Here is a 19,309-nt window from a genome sequence, read left to right on the forward strand (position 1 = left end):
GGGCAGCGATACACAGGCTCACACCGCTACGTCGACCAGGCGGTCGTGGGCGGTGTAGTAGATCGCACAACGCAGCGGTCTTCCGTCGCCGCGAAACAGCTTCGCATAACGGGCGAGTTGGTCCCGATACTGCGCGGCATGCGCGGCCACCGCGGCATCGTCGAGCGGCTGCGGCAACTCGGCCGACTTGAAGTCGATGATCCAGCGCGTTCCGTCCTCGACGAAGGTCCGATCCACGACATGAATCCGGATCGTGGCATCCGACGCGGTCGCAAGGGCCAGCTCGGAGGCCGCGTCAGCGCGTTGCGCGAGCACCCAGCGGCCGGTCTCGCTCGCTACGGTCCGGCTCAGCATCGCAACGATTCCGACGGACGCGGATTCGGCGGCGGCCGGCGCGTGGCCCTGCAGACTCAGCCAGCGCGCCATCGCGGGTCGCAGCCGCTCGATCCGATCAACCGGCCAGGCCTCGACGCCGCTGCGTGCGATCAGTTCGAGATAGCGGTGCACGAGCGTGCCGAAATCAGCCTCGAGCGCATGGCGACCGGCCGGCGACGCATCCTCGCCCTGCACCGCGGATGTCTCGTCGCCACACGGAGGTTCCACGCGCAGCGCGGCCGGCTGCCCGATCGCACGCAGCCGCAGCAGCGGTGGCACGAAATCCTCGTAGGCCGGTAAGAATCCGTGCGGATCGGCTGGATCCGGTGTCAGCGGCGGCGATGATTCGAACTGCGGCGCGAGCACCGGCCACATCGTGCGCAACGGTGTACCGCCCGGCGCCACCGGTTGTCCCGAATCCGCCGTCAATCGACTGAGCCCGACCAGATGCAGGGCCCGGATCGCGCGGGTCGAAGCGACATAGAGCACGCGCAGGTCCTCGTTGTTGCCGCGCTCCGCCTCCAGGGTCTGCAGATAGTGGTAGGTCGCCGGCGCGCCGCCCTTGCCGCCGCGGGCAGTCAGCGGCGCGACCACGAGACCCGTCCCGCCATCGCTCAGCGCCACCTCCTCCCAGCGCAGCAGCGGTGTGTCGTTCTGTCCGACGCTGCGCTGCAGTCCGGGCAGGATCACGGTGTCGAACTCCAGCCCCTTGGACTTGTGGATGGTCATGAACCGCAGCCGCCCATCGGCCCCCGGGTCGGGCGCCGCATACAGCTTGTCGACCTCGGCCTGGAGCCGCTCCAGATCGAGTCCGCCGCCGGCCTCGAGCCGCTCGACCAGATCGAACCAGGCTTCCACGTCCTGGGCCGCGCCGGCGTCGGGTAGCAGCGCCGGCCCGTCGAGCTGCAACCACACGCCCTCGATCCAGCGCGCCATGCCCTGCCTGCCCTGATGCGCCAACGCGTCGTCGATGACCGCACGCAGATGCGCGAGGCGTGCCTGCCCGTCCTCGCTGAGGCCGGCCACCCGCGCCTCGTCGTCGAGCAGCGCGGGCAGCGTCGCGTACCGGTCGTCGGCCGCGAGCCGGTGCAGGTCGGCCAGGCACAGCCCGCACCATGGTGCGCGCAGCAGGGCGAGCCATGCGATCCGGTCGGCGCGATGGCACAAGGCCCGGGTCAGCGTGATCAGATCGGCGATCCACTGCCGTCCCCCCAGCGCTTCGATCTCGACCGCCTGGTAACGCAGATCCGGCCGGCTGGCGCGGATCTCGGCCACCAGTGGGGCCAGATGGGTGCGCGCGCGCACCAGCACCGCGATGTTCCGGGCCGGATCCTCGGCCCAGGTCCGGTCGATGATGGCCATGATGCGCTCGGCCTCGAGCCGGTCGGCCTCGGTGGCGGCGAGTTCCGGCGACACGCACAGCGGATGGACCTCGACCCCCGCACCCGGCAGCGAGGCCCGGGTCGCGACGAAGGGTCGGTAGCGGATCGCGCCCCGCGCGACGTTGTCCTGTGACGGGAACAGGCCGGCAAAGGCACCGTTCACCCAGTCGACGACCTCCGGACAGGAGCGATTGTTGCGTGTCAGTTGCAGGCGCTCGAGCGGGATTCCACCGATTCCGCCATGAGCCGCCTGCAGGAACAGGCCCACATCGGCCTTGCGGAATCGATAGATCGACTGCATCGGGTCGCCGACGCAGAACAATGTGCGACCGTCGTCCGGCATCCAGCCCGCGGTAAGCCGCTCGAGCAGGCGAACCTGGACCGGACTGGTGTCCTGGAACTCGTCGACCAGCAGGTGACGCAGCCGGTAGTCGAGCCGCAGCGCGAGCTCGGTCGGCCCGGCGTCGTCGCCGAGCGCCTGCAGGGCACGCTGTGCGATCTCGATGAAATCGGTCTGGCCCCGGGCCTGGAAGACCTGCCACAGCGTCGCGCTCGCAAGGCGCAGCAGCGCGGCCAGATTGCGCACGATCGCGCCTTCGTCTTCGCAGGCGTCGGCCAGCGGCAGGCGCCGCAGCCGGGCGAGGACCCCATCCAGGCCAACCCGTTCGCGCAACCCGGCAACCTGCGCCAGCATCGCCTCCTTGTGCGCCTGGCCCGCTGGACCAGGCGGAAAGCCTTGGTTGCGGTTGAGCGCCTTGCGCCATTCGCCCTTCGAGGTCAGCAACAGATCGCACAGCGCAAGCCACCGTGGCAGCGCACCGTGGTCGGGTGCGAGCGGCTCGCACCAGCTGCGCAACAGCGTGAGCGGAGCATCGTCCTCGACGTTGTCCGCGGCGAAACGCACCAGCGGCATCAGCTCGCGCTGCAGGTCCGCGTCGAACAGGCGCGCGACATCGGCGATCTCGTCGTCCACCAGTTGTCGCAGCACGTCGGTGGAATCCAGCCCGGCATGGGCGTTGTGCAGCCATTGATCGCGGGTGGCCAGCATCTTCCCGAGCAGCCGGCACAGGCGCACGCTGTCGTTGTCCAGGTAGGCGAGCACCGCGGCAACGACGTCGGACACGCCTGGCAGGCCGGATTCGAGCAGGGCCAGTGTCTGCTCGGCCGCCTCCAGATAAAGCGGCTCGGCGTCGTCGGTGACCTCGGGCTGGCTGCCGAAGCGGCTCAGCAGCGGCATCTGGCGCGCGAGCGCGCCGCAAAGCGCGTCGATGGTCAGGATGCGCAGGCGCTCCGGCTGGTCCAGCAGCTGCCAGCCGAGTTCGTTCGAGCGCGCCAGCACCGCGGTCGCGAGTTCGAAAGTGGTCTGCCGATGCGCTTCGGCCGGACGCTGACCGACCGAAGCGCCCTGCAGGTTGCCGAGAATGCGGTTGCGCATCTCGGTGGCGGCCTTGTTGGTGAAGGTGATCGCGACGATCTCCTCCGGATGCGCGACCGTCGCCAGCAGCATCAGGTAACGCTGGCTCAGCAGTTCGGTCTTGCCCGCGCCGGCCGGCGCCTCGACGATGAAGGAGCGCGGCTCCAGCGCGCGCACGCGCGCCGCTTCATCCTCGCGCAGCCGGGCCGCTGGCGCGTCGCCCGCGGCCATGGCCGGAGCGGCGTCCGGATCGCGCCTGGAAAGGTGGTTCATGCCGCGCCTCCGGCCGGGTCGCCGGCGGCGGTTCCGCACACGGCCCGGCCGCCGCGCACCGCTCTGTCACGACCGCTCGCCGCACGCGCATCGGCCTCAAGTTGTGCGTACAGCGCGCGACGCTCGGACAGGCGCAGAATCGGGCGAAGCTCGCAATACTCGAGATCGCGCTCGCGCGTGAAACGCACCGCCGCCTCGCCGCGGCGAATCTCGGCGGCGATGTTGCCGAGCGCGCTCCGCCAGTGCGCGAGCACCGCCTCCCAGTCGGGGAAACGCGACGCATCGAACAGCTTGCGCGCGTCGTTAAGGCCGGCCACACCCGGCAGCAGACCCGAGTCGGCGGCGATACCGGCGAACTTCTGCGCCGACAGCCGGACCTGCGCGAACGCGATGCCGGCCAGCGGATGCTCGCTCGCGACCCGGGTCGCGTAGATCGGCAGTTGCGGCTCGGTGATCCGGTCGGCAGCCCAGCTGGATGCATCGATGGTCGCGCCGGTCTTGTAATCAAGAATCAGGCGCCGACCGTTGTCGAGCAGATCGATCCGGTCCGCGATCAGTCGCAGCGCAATGCCATCGATCTCGACCTCGACCTTCTGCTCGCAGGCCATCACCGAAAACGCGGCTTCGCGCTTGTGCTCGAGCGCCAGCCACAGCTCGAGCAACGCGATCAAGCGGGTGCGCTCCAGCGCGAGAAAACGCGGCGGAAGGGGGGTTTCCCGTTGCGCGCAGAACAGCGCGATGCCGGCATCAACCGCCTCGGTGATCGCGCTACCCAGGCCCGCCTCGCCCAGGCTCGCGAGCGCGCGCGACGAACGACCGCTCCAGAAACGTTCGAGCACCGCATGGACCAGCGAGCCACGCTCGCGCGCATCCAGTCCTTCGACCGGCGTCTCCAGCGGCTCGGCCCCCAGCCGATGCCGATAATAGGCCCAGGCCGGGCAGATCGCCTGCGTGCGGAACAGGCCGGTGCCGCCGCGCACCGCATCGCCGTCGGCCAGGGCCGGCGCGACATGGTCTTCGATTCGCTCGAGCGGATCGACCCCCGCCGCCAGGCGTGCCGCACAGCGCCGTTCCCCCAAAGTGGACGCCAGTGGCGGCATCCGGCCCGCGCTCGGCAGGCCACCCAGAAGCGGGCTCACCCGCAGTTCCGACTCGCCATCACGCGCGGCCGATGAGAACACGAGCTGCGCGCCGGCATGGAGCAGACGCCGATGGATCCCCCCGGCGAACGCAAGCTGGACCTCGGGCGATGTGTTCGGGCAACCCGCGTCGCGCTGCAGCTCGGCCGGCAGCAAAGGCGACGGGCGGACCGGCGGCGGCCACAGATGGTCGTTCATCCCCATGACCCAGACCGCATCGAAACGCTCGCTCGCGGCCTCCAGCATGCCCAGCACCTGTATCCGCGGCACGCCTTCGGTCTCGGGCTGGAACACGCGCTCCCGGCACGCATCGGCCAGGTGGGCGACCGCCGAGCCCAGCGACACCGCCCCGACGAGTTCGTCCAGCATCGCCAACGCGTCCAGCGCGTCGCGAAACGCACTGCAGGCCTGAAAATCGTGGCTGGACAGGCTGCGCTCGCCCGGCCAGCCCAGCGCAGCCAGCAGCCTGTCGAGCGAGCCACGCCAGGCCGACGGAAGCTGGCGTGCCGGCATTCTGTCGAGCAGATGACCCATATGTTCGAATGCGTCGGTGGTCCGCTTCAGCGGCAGCCCCTCGACGATGTTCCTGCGCGCGAAGCGGATCACGCCGACCAGCGACGTGCGCAGCGGCAACCGCGCACGCAGCTTCAGATCGAAGCGCGCGCGGGCATCCGCTTCGGCGACGTCGGCGCCCCAGTAGGGCCGGTTCAGCACGGCGCCCAGCTCGGTCTGCGCAAAGCCGTGCGCCGACACGGCCAGTCGCAGCAGCGACAACGCGACCGATATCGGCGCGAGTTCCGCCAGGCGTACGCCGAGCGACAGGTTGTAGGGTCGCTGGCGCTGTGCGTGCCGCGCGCTCACCGCGTACGGGGCGAAGACATGGTCGAGGCGCCGCGTGAGCCGGGCGCGGCGTGCGGACAGGTCCGGCACGACGATGCCGATCGTCGCGCCGGGCCTTGCGGCGAGGACATCCGCCGCCCACTGAACCGCCGCCCGACACTCGGCGTCGGCATCATCCAGCACGACCTGCTCGACCGCCGCGGCAGGGGCCTCGTCCGGCCGCAGATGTTCGACCCGGGTGCCCCGTGCGAGGAATGCGTCGCAAAGTCGCCTCTCGAGTGGATCGAGGCGATCGAAACCGGCGAGCACGACGCGCGCCGGCAAGCATCCAAGCCCCCGCTCGACCAGTCCGACCTGCCACACGCGGTGCGCTGCGGCAGCGACCCAGTTCCGTTGCCGGCAGCGCGCCAGAAACGCGCCGCGCCACGTGATCATGCGGCGCGCCTCCTCGCCGGCGCGCGCCGGATCGATGTGGAGCGACCAGGTCTCGATCAGTTCGTTGGCGACGCTCGCCTCGGCGGCGAGTCCGGACACGTCGAACAGCTCGGCGGTTTCATCCTCGCCGAGCGCCTCGCGGATCACGGCCGCCCACAACAGTCGTTCGGCCTGGGGGCCAAGCACCCGGTACGGCACCTCGGACGCGTCGATGTCGCCACTGAGCAGGGTCTCTTCGGCGAATTCGTCGAGCCACTGCACGATGGTCGCGGTCGTCGGGATACGGACTGCGCCGCCCGCCGCGACCGACACCGCATCGGCCGTGACCGCGGCGACGCGCAGCGTGCGCGCCTGCCGGTGCGTCGCACACAACACCAGTTCGTCGGGCTTGAGGTCTGTCATCGGTCGCATCCACGGGGATTGGCATGATTATGCCTGCCGGGGTGGCTCATTGGGCGAGCCTGGCGACGCTTGCGCACACAACGGCCCGGGCGCGCTATGCTGGTGCGACGAGGAGGGGCTGATGTCACGCCCGCTGCGCGCACTTCGAACCGAATGACAAGGAACTCACCAATGTCCGCAGACACCCCTTACGACCCCGTGGCCGCGATCGCGAAATGGCCGAACGTGCCCGCCTGCTATGGCTGGCTGTCCCTGGACCGTCGAGGCGCCTGGCGCTTCCAGGGCGAAACGGTCACCCATGCCGGCCTGAATGCGTTCCTGAACAGGTTCTACACGCACGATGGTGACGGCAACTGGATCGTGCAGAATGGCCCGCAGAAGGTCTTCGTCGCGCTGGACTACATGCCGCTGGTGTTGCGCTTCGACGGCGAGGGTCGCCTGCGGACCCACACCGGTACGCCGGCCGGCTCGATCCGGGCGGTCTATCTGGACGAGGACGGCAGCGTGCTGATGCGCACCGACGCCGGCCCCGGTCTGCTCGACGATCGCGACCTGGCGGGCTTTCTGGACGCCTGTCGCGCGGCGGACGGCACACCGGCCAGCGAGGCAGACCTGCTGGCCACGCTCGCCGGCCGGCGTCAGGGCCGCGGCGTGACCTGGAACGGTCTGCCGGTCGGAAGCGTGCGCCGCGCCGACGCACCCGCCGTGTTCGGTTTCAACCCCGCCCCCGCACCGCCCGACCCGGCGGCCACATCGCCCTGAGTACTGACTACAACCGGGGTTCGATCGGGCCCGCGGCAGCGATGCCGCGCCCCCTTCTACTCGACCTGCGCGCAGTCCGCAACCTCCGGGTAGTAGCACATGAAGCCGGTTGCGCAATGGTCTTGATCGGTCGCGGGACGCAACTTCCTCGCCCGCGCCCTCACGACATCCGGCGGATGGCCGGCGTCGACCGCATCGACGATCTGGCGAACCATGCGAACGCTCGCAAGTTTTCGCGCGGTCGGCCCCTCGCGTCCGGCGATCTTGACCGCCCGGACACCGCCGGCCTGCATGGCCGGAATCGCACACAGGCCACAGGGTCCATAGGGCATGCCGTCCGGCGTGGTGGTGAAGCCGCAGGAAAAGCGATACCACAGCCACGTGCGGTAGGCCGCGTCGTTCGCGTCGATGCGCGCCTGCATGGGCGCGTCGACATCGCCGCCCCTGCGCTGGCGGTACCGATACACGTAGCTGTCCAGGCAGATCGGCCCACCGAGCCGGTTGGGCAGGTGAAGGGTATGGCACGCGCCTTCCTCGAACACGCAGCCGTCGTTCAGCACGAAGGCCTCGACTTCGATATCGGGTACCTCGGTCGCGATCTCGCAGGCTTCCGCGATCGTGACGTCCCGCGGCAGGATGAGTCGACGCGCACCGAGATCACGACACAGCCGGGCCGCGCTGCTGTTGCGGCAGGTCGCGACCGAACTCACGTGAATGCGTGCGGCCGGCAGCGCCGCCGACAGCACCGGGATCAGACCAAGGTCGCTCATGATCAGAGCATCCCCGCCCATACCGATGAAACGCTCGGCCAGCTCGATTGCGGCGTCGAGCTGACTGCCCGCGTATTGCTGCGCGTTCATCACGAGGGACAGGGTTGCGCCATTGCGGTGGGCCGCCTCGACCGCGGTTTCGAGCACGTCATAGCCGGCGAGGTTTCCCGAGGGACGGCGGTTCGCGTTGGCGACGCCGAAGCGGTCGATCCATTCGCGCGGCAGTACGCCGCAGTACAGTTCGTCGGCCCCTGCGGCGGCGAGCGCCTCGACCTCCTCCAGGCGGCTGACGGGCGCGACGATGTTCAAAGCCGCTCTCCCGGCACGATCACGCGCTCGATCGCACCTTGGTCGGCGGCACTCATCAGCACGCGTAGCATGCCGTCGGTGTGACGACTGAATACGGTGTTTCCAAGCTGCACGGTCGCGTGCGGGTCGTCAGCCCCCGGGCGTTCGACCACTGCGCTCAGGCTCAGGCATTCCTTGCGGCACTTGCGGCCGACCGCAAAGCGCTCGCTTCCGCTCAGCGACATGGAGCCCGGTCTGCACATGCGACCCTTGGCCACGTACGCGTAGGGCAGGTGCACCCCCTTCGCGCAGGGCAGGTCCGAGAAGGTATGGAGGTCGGCGAACATCGGCATGTCGAGTTCGATACGGGTGAGGCCCAGTCGTTGCAGTAGCGCATGTCGAGGACCCGAGTCCACGGCCGGGGCGCACTGGGGCGCCCATTTTTCACCGGACAGGCGCGGGTCCTTGATCATGCGGCACAGAATGCGGCCGGCGATGGGCCGCAACCCGGTGTGCGACTCTGCCAGCAACGCGGCAACCCCCCAGTCATTGACGACGACCTCCGCGTGCTCTGGCAGCATCGGCAGCAGTTCGGCGAGTTGGCGCACCACCTGTGGAGAGGCGACCGGCGTCAGCAACGCCAGTTGCAGACCCGCCTCGGCCGCACGGGCCAGCCCTCGGCGCAGCGTGTGCGCCGAGGGTAACAGGTGCTCGCAGAACTCGCTTCCCAAATATAGATGAGTGAGTTCGAAGCGTGCCAGCCAATGCGCGAGCGGCGCGTCCTCGACGATGTCGAACCAATGGCGCATGCGGGTGGACGCGTCCGCATGCGCCCAACCCAGCGTCGGCGGCGTGACCGCACTGATCGCAAGCTCCGTGATCGTCATCGCGCCGGTCGCGCAGTCATGCTGCACCCCCGCTGGCGCCGCTCGGCAGCGAGCGGACCAGGAGACGCCGGGACAGATCGGTGATCACTGCGGCAGATTGATGTTCAGCAACTGCGGGGCGGTGTACTCGAGCAGCCCTTCGAGTCCGAACTCGACCCCGAAGCCCGACATCTTGCACCCGCCGAACGGGCAATGGGGCAGCACCTCCGCATGCCCATTGATCCAGACGGTCCCGCACTCCAACCGCGAGCCGACCTTGCGCGCCGCGTCGATGTCGGCAGACCAGACCGAACCCCCCAACCCGTTCTCGCTGGCGTTGGCGCGCGCGATCGCATCCTCGACGTCGGTATAACGTATGACCGGCAGCACCGGACCGAACTGCTCTTCGTCGACCAGCCGGATTCCGTCGGTCACGCCGCTCACGATGGTCGGCGGATAGAAATAGCCCCGGCCGGGAAGCGGCTCGCCGCCGCAAAGGATCTGCCCGCCGTTGGCCCTCGCATCCTCGACCAGTTCGCACACGAGCTGATACTGGTCACGATTTTGCACCGGACCAAAGGTCACGCCCGGCTGCAGGCCGTCGCCCAGCTTCTGCACGGCGGCGATTCTCGCCAGACGCTCGCACAGCGCGTCATGGACGGAATCATGAACGTAGAGGCGCTTCAGCGCGGCGCAGGTCTGACCCATGTTCAGGAATGCGGTCTGGAAGATCCCTTCGGCCACCCCGTCCACATCGGCGTCCGGCAGCACGATGCCGGCGTCGTTGCCGCCCAGTTCGAGTGTGAGCCGCTTCAGATTCCCGGCGGCATTGCGCATGATGTCCTGCCCGGTCGGCGTCGAACCAGTGAATACGATCTTGCGGATGCCGGGATGGCGCGACATCTCGCGCCCCAGACCGCCACCGCCAGTCACGACGCTGACGACGCCAGGGGGCACGACCTCGTTGATGAGCTCGACCAGGCGGATCGTGTTGAAGGGTGTGAACGAGGACGGTTTGACCACCACGGTGTTGCCGGCCCGCAGCGCCGGCATGATGTGCCACACGGCAATCATCAGCGGCCAGTTCCATGGCGTGATGGACCCGACCACACCGAGCGGCTTGCGATGGAGTTCGATGCGTTTCGTAGCCGAATCCTCGATGACTTCGACCGGAAGCTCGAGCGCCGCCGCGGCCCGCGTCCAGACCACCGCGCCGCTGACCTCCATCTGTGCGAGTGCGAGAGGCTTGCCCTGTTCCTTGACCACGAGCTCGGCCAGTTCCGGCGCGTTCTGCTCGATCCGGTCCGCAATCGCGGTCAACATGGCACGGCGCTCTTCGGCGGACGTGAACTGCCAGGCCTCGAACGCGCGCTGAGCCGCCCGCACGGCCGAATCGAGCTGTTCGATCGACGCGGTCGGGCATTCCGCGAAGACTTCCTCGGTCGCCGGATTGATCACCGGAAAAGCGCCACGATCACCGGCCACAGCCTGGCCGTCAATGATCAGGGAGAATTGTCTGTTCATTTATGTTTTTCCTCCGATTGGGAAGCACGAGGCATGGGCGCGACTGACGGCTGCGATCGTCGGCAACCGGCCACTCCCCGCCGGATCAGGCGACGTACGCAAAGCGCTGACGGTTCAGAACGGCACGATGAAGAGCACCTGCGCGTAGGTGCTGGTGCCACTGCTGCCAATCTGCGTGCCCCCTTGGGCCTCGCTCTTCTTCGGATTGTAGAAACCGATCAGCGGGCTGATGATCAGATTGTCATGAACGGTCCACATCGCGTAGATGTCCAGCTCTCGTCCGCTCACGTCGGGCCCGCCGAACACCGTCGCATCCTTGAAATCGAAGTAATTGAGACCGATCTGCAGGTTTTCGCGCGGGCTCACGCCTAGGCGGACATGATGAATCTTGGCGTCCCGACCGAAGGGACCCGCGTAGTTACCTGCGACCTCACCCTGAAACCAGGTGCCATAACCTCTGCTGAAACCGAAGAACAGCGGGTCGAAATCGGAACTGTAGTCGGTGTAGCGGTACGCGACTTCGGGGGTCCAACCGACGTCGGCGAACGTCCACCCGGCCTCGAGATACCAGGCCGTGCCATCCCGCCGGGTCGAGTCGCCCTGATCCTGATCGACGTATTCCCCGGACAGAAACAGGTTCTCGACGCCTGCGTTGCCCTGGTAGCGAAGACTCCAGGTCTTCTGACCGTCGCGATGCGTGTTGCCGCTGTCGGTCGCGTGTCTCTTGCTGACGCCGAGCCCCTCGATGTACGTCACCCCGAAGGTCCCGATCTCGGACACATACTCCACATTCACGCCGGCGAGTTCCATCCGCGCCTGGATGTTGTTGTCCGACTCCAACCAGAAGATGTCCGAACGCAAGCCCTCGCCGCCTCCGAGCCGCAGCACTGCGGTCTTGTCGAAGGCCTTGCGCGCCGCCAACCAGTAGGCGCCTCCTCGATCGAAGTTCGTGCCGAACTCCCGGTCCAGCCCGTCACCCAGATTCAGTGCATCGCCGTTGATCAAAAAACCGTCACCGATGATCAGCTGCTGACGGCCGAACGAGATGTCGATGCCATCCTGACCGAGCGCCGGCACCAAGGCCCCCGAGCGCCAGCCCAGATAGGCATCCTCCACTGCCGTCCGGCGCTCGTTCCCGGACGTGACACCACCCGCATCTCCATCACCCCATGTGCCGGAACTCAGCAGGCTGATCCTGCCGTAAAGGGACGAAGCGTCACCGGTCATCTTGGTTCCGGTGAATCCGTAGTCTACAAACCCCTCGCGCCACGACCGACTGCCCTCCGATCGGGTGCCGAAGGTCCCGTAACTCTTTTCGCTGTAGAACAGGCCGAACATCGCGATGCCGTCGAAGTGCAGCTCGTCCCCATCCTTGTTGTAGAGTTCGAATGCACTGGCCGGCATCGCGAAGGCAACCGCGGCAGCTGCGGCCAGGGTGAAACCGGGTTTGCGTCCCAGGGCGGTGAGTGTCATCGGCGTGATTCCTTTGAGCGGACCGACCCTTGGTCGGGGCAGTCTCGTGGTTTGGATCCGGTAGTGGGTCCGAATGTAGAGGGCGCTTGTAAACCAGCTTTGCGCCGGATGTGCCGAATTGTGCGGAGTTGTAATGGTCGCACTACAGATCTGCGACCAGCCGCCGGGAAACGGCCAGCGGCAGCCCTGCCGGCTCTCAGCGCGGCGGCGAGGGGGCCCGTTCGCCTTGCGCATCCGCCGGAATCTGGGTGGGTCCGTCCGGATAGCTTGCGGCCAGCGCGTCCAGACTCTCTGCGATGCAAGCGAGCAGGTCGGTCGGCTCGCACGCATCAACCCCTTCGCGCGATAACTGGTCCTCGAGGCTGCGGCATGCGTCTGCGGCCGTGGCGAGACCGAAATTGGCGCAGGCACCGGCGAGCTTGTGCACGATCGTGCGTTGCTCGACGCGCTCCTCGCATGCGCGAAGCTGCGCGTGTAACGCCGCACATTGCTGCCTGAACGTCCGGATCAAGTCGACGAAGCGCGCCTCTCCCAACATCTGTCGGTGCTGCTCGAGCAGGGCGGTGTCGAGCAGGCGCGTCGCCGGCTCGGTCGCACACGAGCAGGCACGCGCGTCGCTCGCGTACAACATCGTGCGCAGCTCGTCGAAGTCTATCGGTTTGCCTGCGACCGCATCCATTCCGGCGGCGAGATAGGTTTCGACTTCACGGCCCGTGATCGACGCGGTCAGCGCCACGATACGAACGCGCGACTTGCTTGGATCGTCATGGGCGCGCATCCGTCGCGCGGTCTCAATCCCATCGATGCCGGGCAGGTGAATGTCCATCAGCACCAGGTCGAACGCATGCCGAGCATGCAGCGCCAATGCCGCGTAGCCGTCCTCCGCCACGGCAACCGAGTGTCCCTCGCTTTCGAGCAAGCCCTGCGTGACCTGCTGGTTGATCGCCGTGTCCTCGACGAGAAGAATGCTGAGCGGAGCGAGTGGCTGTCCCGCCGCAACGGGGGTCGAGGGACAATCCTGTGCGAGCGGATACGTCAGCTCGAACCAGAACGTGCTTCCCCGGCCGGGCGCGCTATCGTAACCGATACGCCCCTGCTGGAATTCCACCAGGCGGCGGCAGATCGCGAGTCCCAGCCCGGTGCCGCCAAAGCGGCGTGTAATCGAACTGTCGGCCTGACAGAAATGCTCGAAGATGCGCTCACCGGTCTCAGGCGGGATGCCGATGCCGGTGTCCTCGACTTCGAAGCGCAATCGGACCGACTGCGGGGTGCGGTCCAGGCAGTGTACCCGCAGGGTCACGAATCCCCGGTCGGTGAACTTGAACGCGTTGGTGCACAGGTTGAGCAGGATCTGGTTCAACGCACGATGATCCCCGATCAGGCACGCAGGCAAGCGCGGATCGCAATCCACGCAAAAATCCAGCGCCCGCTCCTGCGCAAGCGAAGCAAGCATCGGTCGCAGTTCCTCGATGACCCGGAGCGGCGAGAACGGCTGTCGCTCCATTTCCAGCTGACCGGCCTCGATCTTGGTGAAATCGAGCACGTCGTTCAGGATCGACAGCAACATGCGGCCGGACCGATGGATAGCCTGCACCTGTTCGAGTTGGCCGGAAGTCAGTTGCGAGCGCGTCAGCAGCTGCGCCATGCCGAGAATACCGTTCATCGGCGTGCGGATCTCGTGACTCATGGTCGCAAGAAAATGGCTCTTGGCCTCGCTCGCGGCCTCGGCGGCCTCGCGGGCGAGTTCGGCACGCTCCTTGGCCTTGCGTTCGCTGATGTCGGTCAGCGAGCCTTCGTAATAGAGCAGCGCGCGCTCGTCGTCGAGCACGCGACGCGCGGAGATCGACACGAAGATCGCCTCTCCATCCACCCGCCGCCAGCGCGTCTCGAAATTGAGCACGCGCTCGTTCATGTTCAACCTGCCGAGAAAGCGCCGCAGATCGTCCTGATCGAGGAAGCACTGGCTGCTGACATCGGTCACCGAATCCAGGAACGAAGCGGCGCAGCTGTAGCCCAGCAGGTTCACCAGGGCCGGATTCGCCGAAATGAAGCGTCCGGCCGGACTGACCCGGAAGATGCCCTCGACCGCATTCTCGAACAGGGAGCGATATTCGAGTTCGGACCGCTGCAGGCTCTGGTATAGCTTTGCGTTCTCGATCGAGATGGCCGCCTGGGCCGCCAGGATCTGTAGCGTCTTGAGGCGATGGCGGTCGAAGGTGTCGCGGCTTTCCGCATGCTCCAGATACAGGATCGCCGTCAGTTCGCCGTGGTAGGTGATCGGCATGCACAGCAGCGACCGTGTCGCCCTGCTGCGGATGTACGCATCCTGCGCAAACATCTGCTGCGCGGCGGCGTCACCAAGCACCACCGCCTCCCGCGTCCGGGCCACGTAATTGACCAGACTGACCGGAAGCCGCTCGCCGCCCTTCTCGAGCGGCAGCGAGTCTGCCAGCTGGATAGCGCCATCCAGGCCGGCCTCGGCTTCGAGGAACAGGCGGCCTTGCCGACTGAGCACCATCAGACCGCGCTGGGCACCAGCGGTGGCGAGCGCCAGCTGCATCAGTCGACCGAGCAGATTCTCGAGCACGATCTCGTTGGAGATGGCCTGGGACGCATGGATCACGGACGCGATGTCGAAGGCCTCGTTGCTGACGGCCGGATCCGGCGCTGCGATCATGGTCGGCCGTGTCCACAGCGCCGGCTCGCCCGCTTGCAAGAAACCGGTCTCGAGCACGCCATCCAGCTGTTCGACCTTGGCCGACGCCCCCAGGATCTCGTAGCGCCGGCGCGCGTCGACACGATAGCTTCGCGCGACGCCTGGCTTGTTCCATGCCTCGTAGAACCGTGCGGCCAGCTCACAGGCGATCGCACTATCGAGCCCGAAACCGTTGCGCTCGGCGAGATCGATGGCCCGGTCGTAGTACGCCATCGCGCGGCTGCGTCGCCCGCTCGTGCGCAGCCACTCGGCATGGATCAGTTCCACCCGATGCGCATGATTGGCCGGACAGTGCTGTGCCCAGCGTCGCGTTCTTCGCAGGATGCGCCACACTTGGATGCGGACCAGCGGGCGCTGCCGCGCCGGCGTTGCCGGGAGGGCGCCGAGCAGCACGAGCGCATGCAGACCCTGGAACCACGCATAGCTGAAGGTTCCCGCGATATAGGGCAGGAACACGATGCCCGTTCGGCACTGGGCGGCGGCGGCGCGCATGTCGCCGAACACGAACGCGAGCAGGCCCTTGTAGAAATGGTGCAGGCAGATCGCGGTACGGTGGTTCTGCTCATGATGCTCGGCGAGCATCGCGTTCTCCGCGTAATGCGTACCGTCCAGTCGCAGCGGATCGTCGCACGCTCCGCGAAGATTGGCCACGGTCTGCAGAGTCATGGACGAGTACTGCAAGGATTGTTTCTGCCCCGAGCGCCGCAGGCGCATCACGTACTCCTCCAGCGCCGGCTGGAGTTCGCCGAGGCTGCGCATCAGCGGGAAGGCGTACTGAATGTGTCCGGCGAGGCTGTATGCCGCGTATTCCATGTCGCCCGTTTCCAGCCCCAGTTGGTGGGCCTCGAGCAGCGCCTCTAAGCACCGTGGCAACGGCTCCTTGTAGTGCCGGACATAGGAGTTGAACAGCGCCATGGTCTTGTGCCGGGTCGGGGACCCACGCCGGTCCTCCAGTTCCAGCCCGAGACAGCCGAGGCGGTAGCCCTCGTCGATCGCGCCGACGGTGCCGCAGAGCACGCCTCCGTAGCCCGCGAACGCAAGCCCGGCCGAGTCCGTCAGTCCGTGCCGGATCGTCAGCTCGACCTCCCGCGCCATTACCAGCGGCCGCAGCGCGGAACTGGAGAACTTCACCACGCCGAACATGCTGGCGAGCACCGGCAGCGCCGCCAGCATGGTGGGTGACTGCATGTCGGGACCGTCGAGAACCCGATCGGGCGGTGTGCGTCGCACCAGCAGCTGGGTGCGGAGCAGTTCGAACCAGATCTGCAACCGGTTCGGTTGGCGTGGCAGCGCGACGCCAAGCAGCGACAACACCTCGAGTGCCGTATCGAGCGCATCGGTGAAGCGATTGCGCGAGACCTGCGACTGAATACGGATCTCGTAGGCCCTGACCTTTTCGAGCAGCGAGTAGGCATGCATGTCGATCGCGCCGATCAGTCGATCCATCAGCGCGAAATCCGCGTTGATGTTTGCCGTCTCCGCTGCGGCGACATGCAGTTCCAGGCACAGTGCGTAGCACGCTTGCCAGGCGTCGTTGGGTAACAGGTCGAGGCCGGCCTGAAGGTACTCCAGCGCCGAGTCGAAGGCGGCGGACTCCCGTGCGCGCTGACCGGCTCGCAGGTTCAGCTCGGCCAGATCGAGGCGCTCGGCCGGTTCGATGACGAGCCTGCGGGCCTGATTGAGGTGGTGCGTGATCTCGAAGGTAAGATGACCGGCCTCGTCGGTGTCCGCATCGGGTCTGAGCAGTCTGCCGATCGACAGATGGAGCGATTCGAGTTGCGCCTCGTCGATCAGCGAATAGGCCGCCTGCTGGATGCGGTCATGCACGAAGCGATAGCGCGCCTGACGCGAATCCGAATGCTGGAACAGGCGGTAGCTGTCGTCGACCGGCGCAACGAGGCCCTCACTCAGCGCCGGCCACAGATCGTCGGCGGTCTGCCGGCCACTCGACTCGTATACCACCGCCAGCGTGTGCAGATCGAACGTGCTGCCAATGCACGCCGCCAGCGGCAGCACCCGCTGCGAGCACGATGGCAGACGCTGTATCTTGTCTACCATCAGCGACACGACGTCGTCGGTCATCGCTCTGGCGCAGATGGCCGGCTCATCCCAGTGCCAGCGCTGATCGCGAAAGCGGATCAGGTTCTCCTCGTACAGCGCATGAAGGAGCTGGTTCAGTGAGAACGGATTGCCCTGGGTCTTCTCGTGGCAGATCAGCGCGAGCGCCCGACACGAGTACTCATCGCAATGAAGCGTGTCCGCGAGCATTCGGGCGACCTCGCCCGGCGTCAGAGCCTGCAGTCGATGCTCCTGTAACGCAAGCGGGCCTTCACGCAGGCGCTCGAGGGTTGGCAACAGCGGATGACCGGCGTGCAGCGCCTGGTCACGATAGGCGCCGATGAGCAAAAGATTTGACAGGTCGGGCGATTGCGCGAGTGCCTCGAGCAGCTGCAGCGACGCCAGGTCGGCCCACTGCAGATCGTCGAGGAAGAGCACCAGCGGACGCCCCGCGCGCGTGAAGACGCGCAGCAGCTGCGAAAACACGCGGGAGCGGCTGCGCTCGTCCAGCGGTGCGCCGACGGCAGCGTCACAGTCGGCTCCCAGGATCAGTCCGAGATCGGGAATGAGTCGGAGCAGCGTCGCGACGCTGCCGCCCAGTCCGCCCAGCAGCGCGTCGCGCCATTGCACGATCTGGTCCTCAGGCTCGGTCAGCAACTGCCGCACCAGCGCCTGCAACGCCTGCAGAACCGCGGAATAGGGTCGATTCCGTCGGAACTGGTCGAACTTGCCGCTGCTGAAGCGCCCGCCCTGTTCATCGATGTACTGGCGCAGCTCATGGACCACGCTCGACTTTCCCACCCCGGTGTAGCCGCTGATCAGGATCAGCCCGTGCTCCCCGCCCGCGCACACGTCGTAGGTGCCGGTCAGCCGGCGGAGCGTCGTCTCGCGGCCATAGAGGCGCTGGGGCACCTGCAGGCGTGCAGGCACGTCCTGCAAGCCGGTCTCGAAGCGGCGCACCGTGCCGTCCCGATGCCACTGTTCTATGCAGCGCCCCAGGTCATGCGCGAGCCCGCCGGCCGACTGATAGCGCTGAGATGCGTCCTTCGCCAGGAGCTTCAACACGATCTCGGACACCATTGGCGGTAGCGTTCGGTTGACCAGATGCGGAGCAAGCGGCTGCTTCGCGATGTGACAATGGATCACGTCGAGCTGATCCCGCCCCGCAAAGGGCGGACGACCGGTCAGCAACTCGTATAGCGTCGCGCCGAAGCCATAGTAGTCGGTCCGGTAATCGATCGCGCGGTTGATCCGGCCGGTCTGTTCCGGCGCGATGTAAGGCAGATTCTTGGTCGCAAGCAGCGGCGTGTTCCAGCTCGCCTGCTCACGGCTCAGGCGCGTACCGAACGAAAAATCGATGAGCTGGGCCACGCCCGTTTCGGGGTGGATCAGGATGTGGTCCGGATTGATCTGCCTGTGCGTAACCCGCGCCTCGTGCAGACATTCCAGCAGTTCGCAGACCCGGATCATCGTCGCGAGCCAGTCGTCCCAGTCCTGCTCTCCCGACACGATCATTTCGCGCAGCGGACGACCTCCGTGATCGGTCAGCACGATGGCCGGCCCGGTCTCTGTCTCTATCAGGTCCAGCGCCCGGGCGACCCCGGGAATGTCGAGTTGCCGCAGGATCTCGTATTCGTGCTGCAGACGCACGACCTCTTGGTCCGAACAACGCTTGCGTTGCAGTTGCTTGACGATGACCGGATCGTCGCGACCGGCCACCGTGACCCGGCTGACGGTGCACGCGCGTCCCTGATGCAACCGCTTGAGGGTGCGGAATCCGCCGGATTCAATCATGCGCGCCCCTCCTCGATCCTTCGACGTCACGGGCCATGTGTCGCGCACGCACGGGCTAGCGCGGCTCGCCGGCGAAGATGTAACCGGCGCCGTGGGCGGTCAGAATCAGTCGCGGGTCGGCGGGGTTGTCGTCGAGCTTACGGCGCAGGCGGCCGATCAGCACGTCCACCGTGCGATCGTTGGGCGTCCACTCCCGATCGTGGATGGCGTCCATCAACTGGTCGCGCGAAAGCACCTGACCGGCGTGCGTGACCAGGGTCTGCAGCAGCTTGAACTCGCCCTGCGGCAGACGTTCGCAATGTCCGTCGGGCGACGTGAGCTGACGCTTGTAAGCATCGAGCCGCCAGCCCTCGAAGCGCCAGCACGCGTTCTCGGACGCATGCCGTTCGGCACTGCGGGAGTCGGCCACGCGCCACAACAGGTTCTTCGCGCGGACCAGCAGTTCGCGCGGATTGAACGGTTTGGTCACGTAGTCGTCGGCACCGAGCTCGAGCCCGACGATCCGGTCGATCTCGTCGCCCTTGGACGTGACCAGGATGATGCCCACCCTGGAGGCTGCACGGAGTTCCCGCGTCAGGGTCAGGCCATCCTTGCCCGGCAGGTTGATGTCCAGCAGCACGAGGTCGATGGCCTCGTCCGTAATCCGGTGCAACAGGTCGTCGGCCTGCTCGGATTCGCTGACCCGATAACCCTCCCGCTGGAAGTAGCTGACCAGCAGGGATCTCGACGCGGGTTCGTCTTCGACGACCATGATGTGCGGTGCGACGCGGGCATTGTGCTCTTGAGCCATTTCGATAG

General features: G+C 66.9%; 9 protein-coding genes. 1 reads left to right on the forward strand and 8 read right to left on the reverse strand.

Annotated features, from left to right (window positions below; all coding sequences use genetic code 11):
• Window positions 1–18: 18 nt before the first annotated feature.
• Window positions 19–3,444, reverse strand: a complete 3,426-nt coding sequence (locus tag ACKVEX_RS13960; protein WP_473216343.1) for a UvrD-helicase domain-containing protein — start codon at window positions 3,442–3,444, stop codon at window positions 19–21.
• Window positions 3,441–6,260, reverse strand: coding sequence for a PD-(D/E)XK nuclease family protein (locus tag ACKVEX_RS13965; RefSeq protein WP_473216344.1), 2,820 nt, complete (start codon window positions 6,258–6,260; stop codon window positions 3,441–3,443). The genes ACKVEX_RS13960 and ACKVEX_RS13965 overlap by 4 nt, the downstream gene beginning before the upstream one ends.
• 171 nt (window positions 6,261–6,431) lie before the next feature.
• Between ACKVEX_RS13965 and ACKVEX_RS13970 the strand changes: the two genes are divergently transcribed.
• Window positions 6,432–7,022, forward strand: a complete 591-nt coding sequence (locus ACKVEX_RS13970) for a DUF2946 family protein (protein WP_473216345.1) — start codon at window positions 6,432–6,434, stop codon at window positions 7,020–7,022.
• Window positions 7,023–7,078: 56 nt separating this feature from the next.
• On the opposite strand, the gene ACKVEX_RS13975 is transcribed toward ACKVEX_RS13970, so the two are convergent.
• From ACKVEX_RS13975 to torR, 6 genes are all read right to left on the reverse strand, one after another.
• Window positions 7,079–8,101, reverse strand: coding sequence for a U32 family peptidase (locus tag ACKVEX_RS13975; protein WP_473216346.1), 1,023 nt, complete (start codon window positions 8,099–8,101; stop codon window positions 7,079–7,081).
• Window positions 8,098–8,967 (reverse strand): hypothetical protein, encoded by an 870-nt coding sequence (locus ACKVEX_RS13980; protein WP_473216347.1) that lies wholly within the window; start codon window positions 8,965–8,967, stop codon window positions 8,098–8,100. The genes ACKVEX_RS13975 and ACKVEX_RS13980 overlap by 4 nt, the downstream gene beginning before the upstream one ends.
• An 84-nt stretch (window positions 8,968–9,051) precedes the next feature.
• A complete protein-coding gene (locus tag ACKVEX_RS13985) occupies window positions 9,052–10,470 on the reverse strand; it encodes an aldehyde dehydrogenase family protein (RefSeq protein WP_473216348.1) in 1,419 nt (472 codons plus the stop codon).
• Window positions 10,471–10,584: 114 nt separating this feature from the next.
• Window positions 10,585–11,943: an alginate export family protein gene (locus ACKVEX_RS13990; protein ID WP_473216349.1), complete on the reverse strand. Its 1,359-nt coding sequence runs from the start codon at window positions 11,941–11,943 to the stop codon at window positions 10,585–10,587.
• 196 nt (window positions 11,944–12,139) lie between these two features.
• A complete protein-coding gene (locus ACKVEX_RS13995; RefSeq protein WP_473216350.1) occupies window positions 12,140–18,511 on the reverse strand; it encodes an AAA family ATPase in 6,372 nt (2,123 codons plus the stop codon).
• A gap of 55 nt (window positions 18,512–18,566) precedes the next feature.
• Window positions 18,567–19,301 (reverse strand): two-component system response regulator TorR, encoded by a 735-nt coding sequence (gene torR / locus ACKVEX_RS14000; RefSeq protein WP_473216351.1) that lies wholly within the window; start codon window positions 19,299–19,301, stop codon window positions 18,567–18,569.
• Window positions 19,302–19,309: the final 8 nt, after the last annotated feature.

Source organism: Denitraticella aggregata (genome assembly GCF_048158365.1).
Taxonomy (GTDB): Bacteria; Pseudomonadota; Gammaproteobacteria; order Burkholderiales; family Rhodocyclaceae; genus Azoarcus_F.

Excerpts from the sequence above, each read along its gene's own strand:
- ACKVEX_RS13960 (WP_473216343.1), bottom strand. The coding sequence starts at position 3,444 with ATGAACCACCTTTCCAGGCGCGATCCGGACGCCGCTCCGGCCATGGCC.
- ACKVEX_RS13965 (WP_473216344.1), bottom strand. The coding sequence starts at position 6,260 with ATGACAGACCTCAAGCCCGACGAACTGGTGTTGTGTGCGACGCACCGG.
- ACKVEX_RS13970 (WP_473216345.1), top strand. The coding sequence starts at position 6,432 with ATGTCCGCAGACACCCCTTACGACCCCGTGGCCGCGATCGCGAAATGG.
- ACKVEX_RS13980 (WP_473216347.1), bottom strand. The coding sequence starts at position 8,967 with ATGACGATCACGGAGCTTGCGATCAGTGCGGTCACGCCGCCGACGCTG.
- ACKVEX_RS13985 (WP_473216348.1), bottom strand. The coding sequence starts at position 10,470 with ATGAACAGACAATTCTCCCTGATCATTGACGGCCAGGCTGTGGCCGGT.
- ACKVEX_RS13990 (WP_473216349.1), bottom strand. The coding sequence starts at position 11,943 with ATGACACTCACCGCCCTGGGACGCAAACCCGGTTTCACCCTGGCCGCA.
- ACKVEX_RS13995 (WP_473216350.1), bottom strand. The coding sequence starts at position 18,511 with ATGATTGAATCCGGCGGATTCCGCACCCTCAAGCGGTTGCATCAGGGA.
- torR (WP_473216351.1), bottom strand. The coding sequence starts at position 19,301 with ATGGCTCAAGAGCACAATGCCCGCGTCGCACCGCACATCATGGTCGTC.